At 47.7% G+C, this 13,357-nt stretch carries 16 protein-coding genes and 2 pseudogenes; 9 read left to right on the top strand and 9 right to left on the bottom strand.

Features of this window, described 5'->3' with window-relative positions; genetic code table 11:
• Nucleotides 1-344 precede the first annotated feature (344 nt).
• Nucleotides 345-710 carry a metalloregulator ArsR/SmtB family transcription factor gene (locus tag J7529_RS23135; RefSeq protein WP_318730941.1) on the top strand — a complete coding sequence of 122 codons (366 nt, stop codon included), beginning with the start codon at nucleotides 345-347 and terminating at the stop codon, nucleotides 708-710.
• Between the two features lie 100 nt (nucleotides 711-810).
• Nucleotides 811-1,428, top strand: a complete 618-nt coding sequence (locus J7529_RS23130) for a cation transporter (protein WP_271936338.1) — start codon at nucleotides 811-813, stop codon at nucleotides 1,426-1,428.
• Between the two features lie 61 nt (nucleotides 1,429-1,489).
• Here J7529_RS23130 and J7529_RS23125 read toward each other — a convergent pair whose 3' ends face one another.
• Nucleotides 1,490-2,374: an alpha/beta fold hydrolase gene (locus tag J7529_RS23125; protein ID WP_318730940.1), complete on the bottom strand. Its 885-nt coding sequence runs from the start codon at nucleotides 2,372-2,374 to the stop codon at nucleotides 1,490-1,492.
• Between the two features lie 112 nt (nucleotides 2,375-2,486).
• Here J7529_RS23125 and J7529_RS23120 point away from each other — a divergent pair, with 112 nt between their 5' ends.
• Entirely contained in the window at nucleotides 2,487-3,101 is a 615-nt protein-coding gene (locus J7529_RS23120) for a Uma2 family endonuclease (protein WP_318730939.1), read from the top strand.
• Nucleotides 3,098-3,406 (top strand): hypothetical protein, encoded by a 309-nt coding sequence (locus J7529_RS23115; protein WP_318730938.1) that lies wholly within the window; start codon nucleotides 3,098-3,100, stop codon nucleotides 3,404-3,406. Before J7529_RS23120 ends, J7529_RS23115 begins: the two co-directional genes overlap by 4 nt.
• Nucleotides 3,407-3,732: 326 nt before the next feature.
• Here J7529_RS23115 and J7529_RS23110 read toward each other — a convergent pair whose 3' ends face one another.
• From J7529_RS23110 to J7529_RS24920, 4 genes and pseudogenes are all read right to left on the bottom strand, one after another.
• Complete coding sequence (locus J7529_RS23110; protein WP_318730937.1) at nucleotides 3,733-4,467, bottom strand: metallophosphoesterase family protein; 735 nt, start codon at nucleotides 4,465-4,467, stop codon at nucleotides 3,733-3,735.
• A 124-nt stretch (nucleotides 4,468-4,591) separates the two neighbouring features.
• Nucleotides 4,592-4,849, bottom strand: a pseudogene (locus tag J7529_RS23105) (His/Gly/Thr/Pro-type tRNA ligase C-terminal domain-containing protein); the annotation flags it as partial.
• Nucleotides 4,850-5,046: 197 nt separating this feature from the next.
• A complete protein-coding gene (locus J7529_RS23100) occupies nucleotides 5,047-6,672 on the bottom strand; it encodes a DUF4209 domain-containing protein (protein ID WP_318730935.1) in 1,626 nt (541 codons plus the stop codon).
• A pseudogene (locus J7529_RS24920) lies at nucleotides 6,668-6,817 on the bottom strand (phosphoribosyl-AMP cyclohydrolase); the annotation flags it as partial. The gene J7529_RS23100 and the pseudogene J7529_RS24920, both read right to left, overlap by 5 nt.
• Before the next feature lie 531 nt (nucleotides 6,818-7,348).
• Between J7529_RS24920 and J7529_RS23095 the strand changes: the two are divergent.
• Complete coding sequence (locus tag J7529_RS23095) at nucleotides 7,349-7,999, top strand: TMEM165/GDT1 family protein (protein ID WP_318730934.1); 651 nt, start codon at nucleotides 7,349-7,351, stop codon at nucleotides 7,997-7,999.
• Nucleotides 8,000-8,116: 117 nt separating this feature from the next.
• Here J7529_RS23095 and J7529_RS23090 read toward each other — a convergent pair whose 3' ends face one another.
• Entirely contained in the window at nucleotides 8,117-8,257 is a 141-nt protein-coding gene (locus tag J7529_RS23090) for a hypothetical protein (protein ID WP_318730933.1), read from the bottom strand.
• Between the two features lie 160 nt (nucleotides 8,258-8,417).
• On the bottom strand, nucleotides 8,418-10,259 hold the full coding sequence (locus tag J7529_RS23085) for a sensor histidine kinase (protein WP_318730932.1): 1,842 nt from the start codon (nucleotides 10,257-10,259) through the stop codon (nucleotides 8,418-8,420).
• 405 nt (nucleotides 10,260-10,664) lie between these two features.
• Here J7529_RS23085 and J7529_RS23080 point away from each other — a divergent pair, with 405 nt between their 5' ends.
• Nucleotides 10,665-10,790 carry a hypothetical protein gene (locus tag J7529_RS23080; RefSeq protein ID WP_318730931.1) on the top strand — a complete coding sequence of 42 codons (126 nt, stop codon included), beginning with the start codon at nucleotides 10,665-10,667 and terminating at the stop codon, nucleotides 10,788-10,790.
• A 35-nt stretch (nucleotides 10,791-10,825) separates the two neighbouring features.
• The gene (locus J7529_RS23075) at nucleotides 10,826-11,611 is read left to right on the top strand and encodes a peroxiredoxin-like family protein (RefSeq protein WP_318730930.1); all 786 of its coding nucleotides are present in this window, start codon (nucleotides 10,826-10,828) and stop codon (nucleotides 11,609-11,611) included.
• A gap of 147 nt (nucleotides 11,612-11,758) precedes the next feature.
• Here J7529_RS23075 and J7529_RS23070 read toward each other — a convergent pair whose 3' ends face one another.
• Nucleotides 11,759-11,884, bottom strand: a complete 126-nt coding sequence (locus tag J7529_RS23070; protein WP_318730929.1) for a hypothetical protein — start codon at nucleotides 11,882-11,884, stop codon at nucleotides 11,759-11,761.
• A gap of 52 nt (nucleotides 11,885-11,936) precedes the next feature.
• On the opposite strand from J7529_RS23070, the gene J7529_RS23065 reads away from it, so the two are divergent.
• Nucleotides 11,937-12,884 (top strand): bifunctional helix-turn-helix transcriptional regulator/GNAT family N-acetyltransferase, encoded by a 948-nt coding sequence (locus J7529_RS23065; protein WP_318730928.1) that lies wholly within the window; start codon nucleotides 11,937-11,939, stop codon nucleotides 12,882-12,884.
• 45 nt (nucleotides 12,885-12,929) lie between these two features.
• On the top strand, nucleotides 12,930-13,067 hold the full coding sequence (locus J7529_RS23060; RefSeq protein ID WP_318730927.1) for a hypothetical protein: 138 nt from the start codon (nucleotides 12,930-12,932) through the stop codon (nucleotides 13,065-13,067).
• Here J7529_RS23060 and J7529_RS23055 read toward each other — a convergent pair.
• Nucleotides 13,064-13,225: a hypothetical protein gene (locus tag J7529_RS23055; RefSeq protein ID WP_318730926.1), complete on the bottom strand. Its 162-nt coding sequence runs from the start codon at nucleotides 13,223-13,225 to the stop codon at nucleotides 13,064-13,066. The genes J7529_RS23060 and J7529_RS23055 overlap by 4 nt on opposite strands.
• Nucleotides 13,226-13,357: the final 132 nt, after the last annotated feature.

Raw genomic sequence — 13,357 nt, 5'->3', positions numbered from 1 at the left:
TGAATTGCTGATTTTCCGGCACTTTTGCAACAATTCGACCATTGAGTGCTGTTTCTACCACCTCAGAAATATCTGCCATTTGCAATCCATTATTCCAGAGGAGAAAAATATTGTTGGAGATAGTTCTGGTATAATGAAGGTAACTTTTTCATTATTTTCAATAGGCTATGTTTATTGATAATTCCTAGCCTATCTTTTTTTCTCTCTTTCGTCTACTCTCCTCACAGGCTAGGCTTTTCAGCCTCCTTGTCGCCCCCTCAGAGTGAGTACAGGAAGTTGAAGCAGTTAGCAATAACCTGACACCATGGCGGTAGTATTGAGATGTAGTCTGAGCTTTAAGACGTGTGCCCCAGTCAAAGTCAAATGATATCTGCCAAGTCCGTTGCGTCAACGTTGATTTGGTCGATCAAGCGAATCAAGCCCTGCCAAGCAATGATGTGCTGGAAGAAGCCCAAATTTTGTTTAGTGCCCTAGCCGATCGCTCGCGCTTGAAAATTTTGTATACACTCAGCAGTGAGGAAGAATTGTGCGTTTGTGATGTGGCGGCGCTACTGGATATCAAAATAGCCACCGCTTCTCACCACTTGCGAAAGCTGCGCGATCTGAAGATTTTGAAGTATCGAAATGAAGGCAAACTCGCTTATTACTCTTTGAAGGATGAGCGCGTGGCCGAGATTCTTCGTCATGCCTTGAGTCAGCTCATCGAGTAACACGCTACTCAAGTAAAACATTCAAATGAATATTTGAATATTGTTTGCTTTATGATAACGTTCAAATATCCGTTTGAATGTTTGAATATAGGAGGGCAAGATGGGAGATCACTGCTGTCAAGCTAAGGCGACTGAGCTGTTGAAGCTAAAGCAACGACAGGCCAAGGTGCTTTGGATTGTTCTACTGATTAATGCTGTGATGTTTGCGATCGAGTTTGGGGTGGGGATTCGAGCTGATTCTTTGTCGCTAACTGGGGACTCGCTCGATATGTTGGGAGATGCATTGGTTTATGCCAGCAGCTTGTATGTCATCAACAAGAGTCTTAAAGCTCAAGCTGGAGCCGCCTTTCTCAAGGGAATCATCATGTTTTTATTTGCGATTGGAGTTTTCGCAAAAGCCAGTTATCAACTCTTTATAGGTGCCAGTCCTGAAGCGTCGATAATGGGCATTATTGGGGTTTTGGCGTTACTGGCCAATTTGCTGTGTCTGTTGCTGCTAACGCGCCATCGGCAAGACAATCTCAACATGTCTTCTGTTTGGTTGTGTTCGCGCAATGACATCATTGCCAATGTCGCGGTTCTAGTTGCGGCGGCGTTGGTTGCTCTAACCCATTCCATCGTGCCAGATTTAGCAGTGGGTGTGCTACTCACGGTTGTCTTTGCCAAGTCAGCCGGGAAGGTGTTGTCGCAATCTTGGCAGGAAATGCAACAGGCATAGTGAGCGATCGCGCCCAGAAGCGCGACCCTTGCCAAAATCCGTAGCCGCCTATTCTCACCCCTTAGTTTTGCAAAAACGCCAGAGCGATATGGCCCACATCAACTGCGTATTCTTCATAGACTCCCAAAGTACCGGGAACTCGGTGTTGTTGAATTTGGGGGAGTTTTGCAAGGACTTCCATCTCCGCTTTAGATTTTGGGGGAGATTGCTCTGGGATAATTAGTTCTACAGCCAAAGCGAGCGATCGCCCTACCCTCAGCCATTCCTCCCGATCGCTCATTGGGTCGAGTCTCCCGGTGACAAAGGCGGCGGGGGCAAATCTAGCACCGGGTTGCTGGGTGATTTGATGTTTGACCGTCATAAAGTCTGGCGTAAGTTTATCGGGATCGACATATACATGACGCTGATACATCCACTTCAAAAACGCAGGGTGAGTGTTGAGGGCATAGAGTGCTTGTCCCAACAGGGGCGATCGCACCAAATTTCTAACTCCACTGGCCACAGGAATCGGTGCCCCCATCGCTCGCAATGGGCCTTTCCAGGTGGGTGCAACGAGCAGCAGCTTAGAGCAACGGCTGGGCTGGTGTTGGGCAAGTTGCATGGCATACCCTGCTCCATGGCCAGCAGCGACGATAGCTAGGGGGTGGGGGCAACACTCTTGCACAAAATCTTGAAGCAACTGCTGGTAAAGCGATCGGCCATAGTGGACTCGGGGGCGATCGGACTCTCCAAACCCTAACCAATCTAAAGTAATGACTTGAAAGTGCGGGGCAAGAATTTGGGCAATCCCTGCGAGTTCGGTGCGACTGGAAACGGTGCTAAAGGCGGGCAATAACAACACAGAAGGCCCTTGTCCGAGGGTTTCATAGGCAATGGTGTGCGATCGCCCTTGGTAGAGCCACTTATAGGACTGGTGTCGAACGCCGATCGAGGTCAGAGAAATCATGGGTATCTACCGTTTTGAATGTTATAACATTAAGCGATCGCAGCTTGCATCTTCTCCTGCAACTCTTCCAGGGTAAGATAAAATGGTGGCAAAATAGCCGTATGAGGTAGCAATGACGATCGCCCCAGCTAACCCTCAATCTAAATCCCTATGGCTCCAACTTCCCCAGGAATTGAACTTGCGCGTGACATCGGAGCAGTTTGCAATGCTGGCTGCGACGAATCGCGAACTTGGATTGGAGAGAACTGCAACAGGAGAATTGATCGTGACACCACCAACGGGTAGTGAAACGGGCAATCGCAACTTGAAACTCAGTTACTTCCTTGCCCGGTGGATTGAAGAAGAAGGGGGTCATGGTTTAGCGTTTGATTCTTCGAGTGGGTTTGAACTCCCTAATGGAGCAAACCGTTCTCCTGATGCTTCATGGGTACGCCAAGAGAGTTGGGACGCTCTAACCCCAGAGCAACGCAAGGGTTTTGCCCCCCTGTGTCCGGACTTTGTGGTTGAATTGCGATCGGAAACTGACACTCTCAAGGAACTACGGGCAAAGATGCAGGAATATTTGCAGAATGGGGCGCAGTTGGGCTGGTTAATTGACCCGAAAAATAAACAGGTAGAAATTTATCGTCCGGGTCAAGCGGTTGAGGTGTTAGAGAATCCGATGACGTTGTCTGGGGAGCAGGTTTTACCAGGGTTTACGCTGACACTGAAACGGGTTTGGGCATGAAGGAAACAAGGTTTGCTGAACTTAGTAAAGACTGGCTTTTCAGAGCCGCTCCAGAGGACTTTGAACACCGCGCCCCCACGATGAAGGATGTGCGTATACATCTGCGTATACAGCATGGTTATTTTTATATTTTTGGAGAGTCATCAATGACCGTGAATCTTGTAGTCTGGAAGTGGTCAGAACAAGCGTCTGATAAGAACTTCCGTCGCAGACAAAAGTTAAAGATGAGTGATTATGCTCTTGCATTGGCAAATGGTGACGATCAATATTGCGGTCAATTTGATTTCTCAGGGTTTGTGGGTTAAGTTGAGGCGGTTTATCCTGGCAGTGAAGTTGAACAGCTTTACGTGCTGGAGACTCACGATAAGTTCTTGGTATTCAATATGCCGAATGTTGTTTGTAACGAGGTGATTCCGGTTGTTGGTCGATTGGCAATGAAGTATGGTTTGAATGGTTGCCAGTGCTAGATAATTGCTAACTAGGCGATGGTGCGGACCGCTAGCGGCTGCACATCTTGAACGTACAATGCACTGCTGACAAGCAAACGGAGTATTCATGAGTATTCAAGTCGGCTGTCGTTGCATGTTGGAACACGAATTATCTGCTCTCGAAGCCGACCCTCAACGTGCGCTCACCCCGCTTTTTCCTCCGCCGGGTATCGACCCTGATAGGCAACAGTGTTAAAAGTGACTTGATTATTGGCGGGGTTATAGAGTGTGTAAGTTGCCTGCCCTGGGACTCGTCCAATAGCGCCAACGCCGACTACGCGACGGGGGGTTTTTCCCTGTTCCTGTGGCTCCTGTGTGCCGTCTAGGGTAGTGACAGTCGATCGCAGTTTATGGGGAGTCACCCAACATTCAAAGGTCAGCCCAGATCGTCCACAAAATAGGGTATTGGCATCGGCGCGGATGAGGCGATCGCACAACTGAATGGCGGGAGTCTCTGGTGTCAGTTCGTCGGCATAGCTCACCGTACTCCCATGGATGAGCAAACAATCCAATTCATGAAAGCCAAAGTGACACGATCGCAACCACGCCACCGACTCCCGCGATACTGATGCCCACAGTTGCTTGACCCCATCGCCCCCAAATTGGGCGATCAGTTCCGGGGCATTGAGCAATCCACTCAGCCCATGCAAACTAAAGCATTGCTCCTCCCACCAACCCATACAAACCTGAGGTTCAAGTTCTCCCGATCGCGGCGACTTCAGTCGCTCAATCACCGCCTCATTATCACCCTTTAGCCCCACCACATCTCCGAGTATATATAGGTCAGTAACTGGGTTACGCTGCTGTCGAATATCCTCCAACACCGCTTCATAGGCTGGTAAATTACCCTCAATCCCACTCAAAACTGCCCATTGCATCTGCTAATCCCCTCCAATCTAACCTTCTGACATACATGACTCGGATTATCTGCCCGTTCCGCAAACTCTATCCCCCGTGCCAACCGCTAGGTAAATTAGCAATAATAGTCAGCACGGGAGTAATCTAGAAGACCGATTTATCAGTGATTGCCCCTTGCATTTTGTCCTGTAACTCTTCCAAGATAAGCACGCCCAGATCTCCAGATTGACGCGATCGCACGCTCAGGGTTTGCTGCTCGACCTCTCGCTTGCCTACAACCGCAACCACTGGGATCTTCTCCAACTCAGCCGTGCGAATTTGCTTGCCCAGGCGATCGCCACTGGCATCAACCTCTACCCGAAATCCCCGTTCTTGGAGCTGTCGGGCCGTTGCTGGGGAATAAAGTCTGCACCGCCATTGCCAGGATATGGGCACAGGTATGCCGAATCCGCAACAAGGTCTGCGAGTCGCTCTGAGCAAGCAAGTTTTTTTGGGGAGACTGGGTTGAACTCATCATATGCGTTCAATTTTTAGAATGATTATCATTCTAAATTTTACATCGAATGTTCCACATTCATGCTGCTGCCACAGTTATCAGTTTAGATTGCGTCGGTGCCGGAATCAGATTGCTCAATGCGCTGCTGATGTATCGGCAAGCAACAAAGCCTCAACGTAAGCCACCAAATATATGACATCAATGGACTCATAAACTCAGCATCGTTGATTAGACCATGAGCCATACGATTTCTTAAGTTACTGCCAGCATGTTCAACCAGTAGGCATTTCAAATCAAACAACGTATTTTCATCGAAGATAGAGGTTATCTCTGGACGGTAGAGAGTAGAATTCAAATTATGCTCATTCTGAATACCAGAACTATCAAGACCCGAAGTAATTATCCCTCTTCGCCACATAATGTAGCGGACGGAGTTTTCAACTTGAGGAATTAAGATGTGCGTAGATGTGAAAAAATCTCCAATTAGTCCAGCATATAGGCCCTTAGCAAAAAGATACTCCCGTTGAGGGGGAACAAATGGGCTATGCAAAATGATTGAGAGAATATCATTGATCCGCACACCATGCTCTAGATTAATTTGATATCTAGCTGGCTCAACATATGCTTGAGCTTGCAGGCTCTGACAGTAAGTGGCATTTCGACACATCTTAAAGCGAGTTGCAGCCTCCGCTTCTTCAGGATTGCTAGAAAGGAGGGAACCCGGTTGACGAGCAGTAACTTTGCCCATTTCATTCATTATGACATCAGGAAAAAGATCAGATCCTAGATACTCACGAGCCTGCTGCTGTACTTGCTGCCTCAATAGAGAGGCATTAGTTGGGTTACCTAAAAGAGCTAAAGCAAATAGAGCTTCCTGAAAGTCTTTGCCTCTGACCTGATTTCTTGCTTTCTCCACCAACTCACTAATGTCAATTTCGTCAGAACTGGTAATCATTTCATTGCCAGTCTCTTTTTGATACTGAAGAAGAAGTTTATGAACTTCCTCGGCTCGCGCCTTAGCATGTACTGTTTCTTCTTTTGTTCCTCTAATACTCCTAAATGCCTCAACCGCATGTTGTAAAAAGTGCGATGCACGTATGTAGCTTGGTGGATTTCTAGTAAGGTCTGCCTGGGCTTCTTTCACATAAGTTTCAGCGGCTGACATTGAAGCATCAAGTTCCTTGCTGTAGTCCTTCTCCATACGATGCCATACAGCTTTAATACCCCAGAGTGTTCTTGCTCTACGCCAATCAGAGCTGGATTCTGCTAAAGTCGCGGCTTTTTCAGAAAGGGCTGCATATTTAGCTGGATCTCCAAATCGAGACTCTTGCAATAGCGCCATTAACCTTGCAGATAACCATAGAGGGTCTTCCCCGTTGTAGCGATCGAGAACTGCTTCTATGTGTGAGAAAACAATCTCATTCTTGTGTCCAATTCTTCGTGCTAATCGTAGTGCCCGTTCCATCCTGTCAACACAGGGAGGCCAATGTTCAGGACTTTCTAAAGTGGTTGCTGATTGTAGATAAGCAGGAATAGCTAGCTGAGCCATCCGATAATCGCGCCGCTTGATCCAGAGAATATCTGCTACTCGTGCTTGAAGTTCAGGATCTGATATTTCAGGTGCAATATCAGCAAGGAAATTTAGCCAATCGTCGGTAAGATCTTTAAAAAAATTAGCAAAAGACTCTTCAGTTGATTCTGGCTTAATTGGGGCACGGGTCACTTTCATTCATATACGCGTGCATCAGTACCTCGCCCGTTGCAGCCTCCGTAGTGATAACGGGGATGAGTCCATTGGTGTCAAACTTAGGAGCCAAGAGCATCCCTTCTTCGACAGCTTCAACTGAAGTCCGGGCGGCAAATTGTGATGACATTAGCACAAAAAATGAGGATGATAATGATTATTATTATTGCATAATTTGTCCCTCAGGGGGTGACAACAGGGTTGAATCTAAAACTACACTTGGCTTTGAGCATTTAGGATGCCCCAAAAAAGCCAGAGATTTTTTGCGCAAGTAACCCTCTAAGTTAATGCTGTGGTTATGCGATCGCGGAGCGAAACGGAGTTTTATCGCAAGCTTTCAGTTGAAGTTTTTAGCAAAATACCACCCAAAAAGATTGCTATAGCAACCATTTCGTTCTGAAGAATTGTTGGAATCTGCTGAAATGAGTTGAGTTGACCGTAGGTTCGTGATAGAATTAAATAACTGAAGGGGAGTAGCTTTGGGATGTCCCGTCCCGTTGCCTAAGTCAACATGCTGGCGATAAGCCTGGCTTAGGCAGCAAGCGCAAAGTCTTTTTCGTTTGTTAGCGAGACCTTCACTGAGTCCACAGTTCGAGTGGGCTTGGTGAGGTCTACTCAGATTCTTGTCATGCTCACTCAACCATCCATTTGAGAGGTGAGCATGAGCTTTTTAATGGGTTTTACCGCAGGGTTGTTGTTGATCACCCTGTCTGAGTTGGGTGACAAAACATTTTTTATTGGCGCATTATTGGCAATGCGTCACCCCCGCCGCTGGGTGTTTGTTGGGGTGACAGCGGCGTTGTTTGTCATGACAGTGCTGTCAGTACTGATTGGCCAGATAGCGGCGCTGCTACCGATACAGGCCGTAAAGTGGACGGCTGCCTTGCTATTCATTGGCTTGGGGAGCAAGTTGCTCTATGACTCGGCGCTAATGGATGCCAGAGGTGGCTTGGGAGATGAACAGGCGGCGGCTAGCGCGGCTATTCGAACCCAGTTACCTGGTGTTCACAGTTTTGGGTTGATTCCCGCGTTCGCGCAGCGTCTCGGAACGAGAATCGCTTTCCGAGCCTTTGCCCTCACCCTGGTCGCAGAATGGGGCGATCGTACGCAATTTGCCACGATTACCCTGGCTGCTACTCACCATTCCCTTGGCGTTGTCTTAGGTGCAACCCTGGGACATAGTATCTGTACGGCCATCGCGGTTGTCTGTGGCAAGCTGATTGCCGGAAAGATTTCTGAGCGCTGGTTGACCGGACTCAGCGGTGGGTTATTTTTGCTGTTTGGGGCAATCGCGATCGTTGAGAGCTTATAAACTAGCGATCGCAGTTATCATATTGCACTGCGAGATGCCCTACGAGATCAGCGATCGAGCTTCATGGTCTGTCTATGAGAGTGCTCATGGGCCGTGGCTTCGCTTCAGGTAAATGCGCTAAAAACTATGCCGACCCAGGACAGAAGCATGGAAAATGCGATCGCCGCGATTGCAGGAGCGAGCCATCAGCCTCACCGCAAACCGCACCCACTGTTCGCGGGCGATAGTCAGTGCGGTGACCGGGCAGGGCAGCAACACCGCGGCCAGGTAAGCACCCATCAAGAAATGGCGATCGCCTTGTTTAGCGTCGATCGGTGAGGCGCGATCTGGGTTGTTGAGTCCGAACTGTTGTCTTACGGATGAAGAGAGATCGTGGTTTTAGGAGGATTCTCTGCTGTTGTGCTGAGGATAGTGATATCTAGACAATGGGTAATGCGATCGTGAAGATTGTTCCCTTGCCAAGCTCTGAACTGCATTCGATCGAGCCACCATGCTTCTCCCTGATGATTTGATGCGCGATCGCCATCCCCAAACCGGTTCCTTTGCCAACTTCTTTGGTGGTAAACCCCTGCTCAAAAATTCGTTCAATCGTTTCCAGTTTCATTCCACAGGCATTGTCTTGGATCTGAATTTGCACTTGTTTATCAACCAGTGAGGTGGTAATCGTCATTATATTGGGATCGGCTTGAATCTCCTCGAAAGTTTTGCTTTGATTCGCCTCTTCAAAGGCATCAATGGCATTCGCCAAGATATTCATAAACACCTGATTTAACTGCCCCGGAAAACATTGCACTTCCGGTAGCTCACCATAGTACTTGATGACTTCAACTTCTGGACGCTTTTCATTGGCTTTGGTTCGATGCTTAAGGATTAGCAATGTACTATCAAGACCTTCATGGATATTAAATGCTGTCTTATAATCTCGATCCTGACGAGAGAAGATACGCAAACCATCACTGATATTGCGAATGCGATCTACTCCTGAATTCATCGAGTTGATGATTTTGGGTAAATCTTCCCGCACAAATTCCAAGTCAATGTTTTCAATTATATCTTCAATTTCTGCATCGGAATTGGGTATTTTTTCTTGATACAAGTCAATCAGTCCGAGGAGATCCTTCACATAGTTCTGGGCAGGTTGAATATTCCCTTTCAGGAATCCAACAGGGTTATTGATCTCATGGGCAACGCCTGCCACTAATTGACCCAGGCTCGACATTTTTTCAGACTGGACTAACTGAATTTGGGTTTGCTTGAGTTTCTCAAAGGCTGTTGTTTTGGCAAGCACCTCTTTCTCTAACTCATCAGCATCCGTAACCCGTCCAATCAGAGGACGCAACACGAATACTAAACCAACTGTGGCGATCGTGCTGACCCCAAAGACTGCCAGAGCGACAAAAATCAAATCTCGGTTCACCGCACCATACAATTCCTGGCGCTCTATCTGCACTGCAATGGCCCAGTCCGTATTCGGCAAGGTCTGAAAGGCAATGACCTGACCGTCGTAATGTTCAATTCCCCTCGTATCTTTGGCGATCGCATCTTTGAGTATAGGAACCAAGGGTTCTGGTAGCACCTGCGAACCGTTTCGCAAGGGAAAGAACAACGCTAAGGTGTCCCCCTTCTTTTGGGCCAAGAGCATCTCGCCTGTCTCCCCCAGGCCGCTGGATTCCGCAACAAGCCTCTCCATGTCGAGCATCCTAAACACAGCAATATCCCTGCCAATCGGCTCTTGCTGCTCAGAAAAAATGGGGCTACTCACCAAGAGATGGAGGTGATTATCAATCGTGAGCGGGCCAACTGTGATGGACTCGTCCGTTTCCCCTTGGAGAATGTCCCCCAGGCCCAGGGGCGAGTTAACGCCGACATGAACCAGAAGTTGGTTGGTGCGATCGAAGCGACTGACCCCCACCAATGACTGGCTTTGTTCGATCGCATCCTCTAGATCGAACAAACTCAGTTCCTGCAACTCAGTCAAGCTTGCCTCGCCCTGAACGTAGTCAGAAAGTATCCGTCGGGCAAAGGTACGGCTCGTGACTTGTTCGGCAACCTGAATCTTGCCTTGCCGCACCTGTTGGGCTGCTAACGTTCGGTTACTCAGTTTAGCCTGGAGGTCTTGCTCCTGAGCTGTTTTCAGCTTGTTGTAGAGAGGAATGACACTGACCAATGCCACCACTAAACTGACGCAAAAAACTCCTGCCGTAGAATAACGACTCAGGTTGTTTTGTAAACGGTTTGAAGAGTTTGAGGGACTGTTCACTAAGCTTGTTTGATTCAGGTTATTTCCAATCTATTCAGGGTAAACGCAACAAAATCACCCCCAAAAATTACTATTGGGGATCATGCCATAGAAAGGAGTTCCGTGCGATTCGGACTGACAATCCTCATGTCAAAAGATTATTCCCTTGTAGATTTCCCATTGGTTACTGGCGATCGCCTGTATTGAAACACAATTCACAATGAAGAGATCGCTGTAAGTCTCATTATTATAGCACTATGCGAGAACATTAGGACGTTCCCTGAAGCTGAACCGTTGCCTGGTGCTACATCCCACAATTCGATGTCCTAACCTAGAGGCGTAGTGCTATACCTTAAGTCTGTTCACATCTTGCACAATGGGATTGATGATACGTCCTAAGACAAGGGGCGCTAAAGGGTTGAAGCGTTGCGGTTACCGTCTCCCCAACGGGCGGCTCTGCCCACCCTCGTCGAAGACACCAAAGGCAAATGCTGCCCCCAGCACACCCAAGCCGAGGAAAGTCAACGGCGCGATCGCGCTATGCACCATTAAGGGTAAAATTCTTACGATCGCTTTTTGCTTCCACCATGAATCCTTACACTATTTTCCAAGAAACTCAGCGCCAAAGAACGAGCGATCGCGCCACTGTGCCTGTTCTCAGTAATTGTGAAGGAGCCGATCGCCTCCTCATCTTAATGTGGTCGCAATTGGGGGATTTCGATAGTCTCGAATATGCGTGGTGGCTGCAACGAGAAGCTCAAACACTGCAATCGCTGGGTATTACGATTCGGGCGGTGGGAATTGGCGATCGCAATTCGGGATTAAAATTTTGCGACCACACCGGATTTCCTCCAGAATGGCTATTTGTAGATCCCACGGCAGAACTGCACCAACAATTAGAGCTTTATCGAGGATTATCGTTAAAGTTACCGGGTTTATCGACCGGGCAAAATGCTTGGCTCAATTTAATGTTAATGTGTGCCGGGATAGGCAGTCCGGGGACTTTGGCAGAAGTATTTCGCGGTTATCGAGGCGATCGGCGCGCACCCCAATTAATTGATGAGCAAGAAACAATTAAGGCGGCACCCTTACCGGCTTTGAAAGGTTCATTTTTCAACATAGCTGGAGGGACTGGGTTTCAGCGTCCCTTTGAACTGGCGACCTTGCGACTGCGGAACATGACTGAAGTCCTGGGAAACTGGAAAACTTATGTCCCCGATGCTGCGTATATGACCCAACGAGGATGCACATTCTTGTTTGATGGTCAAGGAAATTTGCTCTACGAACATCGCGATCGGGGAATTCTCAGTTTTGCGGAAAATATGAGCCGTCCTCTGTCTTTCCTATCCATAGATTCAAAAGACAGATTGTAGAGCCTATTGATAAAGTAAAGATTTAGCTGGTAAGACAACGTAATAGTAGATGTTTTATCGCAGCATAAATAGCTGTTTCACTCATTTTTAGCAGACTTATTTTTAAATAATGGCGGACTGCTATTGTTTCCTGCAACACTTCCAGGATCAGCACACCCAAATCTCCAGACTAGCGCGATCGCGGCGATCGCGGGAGCGAGCCATCAGCCCGACCGCAAAGCACACTGACTGTTCGCGAGCGATGGTCAGTGCTATAACCAGGCAGAGCAGCATCTTCCCCTTTTTTAGGGTAATATGTAAGTAATTACGTAACTAGCTTTGGATTATGGATTTTTACTCCCAACTCGGTAAGGTGGCATTGGGTAGCCGTCTGCGCCGATTAAGCGATTGCCTTGCTGAAGATGCGGCGAAAATTTACACGCTCTACAATGTTGACATGGAACCCAAGTGGTTTCCTGTTTTCTATGTTTTGTCCCAGAAGGAAAATGCAGCGGTTACCGAGATTGCTCAAATGATTGGACGTTCCCATGCCTCTGTCAGTCAGATTGTCAGAGAGATGAGCAAGCGAGGGATTGTCACCACTGAAAAGCACAGTCAAGATGCAAGAGTAAGCGTTGTTCGGCTTTCTGATGCGGGAAAGCAATTAATTCCGGGTCTCGAGCAACAGTGTCATGATGTCAATCAAGCTGTTGAAGAGCTTTTATCCGAATCACAACATGACCTCTGGAATGCGATCGCAGAAGTTGAATTTTTACTTGCCGATCGAAGCTTTTGGCAGCGCGTTCGGGCGATCCGAAAAATACGAGAGCAGAAATCTGTTGAAATCATTGATTATTTGCCAGAGTTTCATGATGACTTCAAACGTCTGAACTATGAGTGGATCGAAAAATACTTTCAGATAGAAGAGTGCGATCGCCAGTCCCTTAATCATCCTGACGAAAAAATTTTGAAGTTAGGTGGATACATCTTTATGGCACGATATAATGGTGAAATTGTCGGGGCTTGTGCCTTAATCAAGTCCCATGGCAATACTTATGAACTGGCGAAAATGGCAGTTACAGAAAAGGCTCAAGGCAAAGGGATTGGATGGCTCTTAGGGCAAGCCGCTATTAATAAAGCACGAGAGTTAAGAGCAGAAACAATTTTTCTAGAGAGTAATACAATTTTAAAACCTGCCATCAATCTCTACCAAAAGCTAGGTTTTCGGAAAGTAGTGGGGCAACCTTCACCGTATCAGCGCTGTAATATTCAGATGGAGCTTAAGCTCGTTTAGGCAAGTATAGCAAGCCTGTGCGATCGCTGCGATCAACAATCCAACTTGGCAGTAACTGTCGCACTGCGAGATACTCTGGATCGCGTCTACCAGGAGTTCAGGCGATCGCTACCAAAACTGTGCTACCCCAGGCCAAAAGCATTGAAAACGCGATCGCTACAACTTCCTGTCCAGCCGAGTTAAGCTTGGCAGTTTGCCGAGCGTGCAGAGGTCGTAGATTTAGGCTTAGAGTCTGTATGGGTAAATTGTTGAAATTCTTCGAGGGTGGGAACGCTTGCTTGATGCCGCTCCAGTGTGTAGTCACCGCTGCCAACTTCGAGTTGCTGAAGGAAGCGCAACATGCCAACGACTCCGAGCGAATCAATCAGAGCTTTGTAGCCATTTTTTCAACTTTTTTAACCTGAGTTCGGGATAAGGAACGGAGGATGGAGTAAGCTGAAAGTGCCAAACCATCAGTACCATCCTCCGCAATG

It is taken from the genome of Roseofilum sp. Guam, from assembly GCF_017746735.1.
Classification (GTDB): Bacteria; Cyanobacteriota; Cyanobacteriia; order Cyanobacteriales; family Desertifilaceae; genus Roseofilum; species Roseofilum reptotaenium.
This window is presented reverse-complemented; position numbering and strand designations above follow the sequence as displayed.